This window comes from Emticicia sp. W12TSBA100-4 (genome assembly GCF_040253585.1).
Lineage (GTDB): Bacteria > Bacteroidota > Bacteroidia > Cytophagales > Spirosomataceae > Emticicia.
Genome location: NZ_JBELAU010000075.1, coordinates 1 through 561, shown reverse-complemented (window position 1 = coordinate 561; position 561 = coordinate 1). Strand labels below are relative to the sequence as shown.

The following is a 561-nucleotide window of genomic DNA, read 5'->3' as shown; positions in this document are numbered from 1 at the left end:
ATCGCCAGCGACCAATGCCGGTGCAAATAAAGTATTGACTTTGGCTTTTTATTCGCAAAATTCATCATTAGTATATGATACTAATGAAATTTCAAATAGGTTCAATTCTGTAGAAGAGAAAATATTAAGTAATAGCTCAAACATCAATAGCTTACAAAAAAGCCAAGAAATTTATGATTTTGTTGGTGAAACGGCAACTGGTGAGAGTTTGAATGGTGCCACAATATCGCCTCTAAATCAAACAATAACTATTCCGACAGGCATTGCAGGAGGTAGCACATATCTTCAAAAAAGGATGATATTAGCTAATTACCCAGCATGGGCAGTTGGTCACAAAATAATGTTTGTTTTTATTATTAATGAAAACATTGCAAATGCAAGTGATAATATTCTGGGGGTTAACGTATCTGCATTTCGTAACGGTTCTATTGTTCAGAATCAAGGATTGAACATTTCATTTGCAAGAATTAATAGTACAAAACTAAAGTTTTGGTGTGAATATACGATTCAAACTGGTGACACCCAGATAATTCCGACTATTCAGATTAATAGTAATCCAGC

The 561-nt window shown here is 33.9% G+C and carries 1 protein-coding gene; it reads left to right on the top strand.

The window, feature by feature from the left end; translation table 11 throughout:
• The coding region (locus ABR854_RS25810; protein WP_350268733.1) for a hypothetical protein at positions 1–561 on the top strand (561 nt) is incomplete at both ends.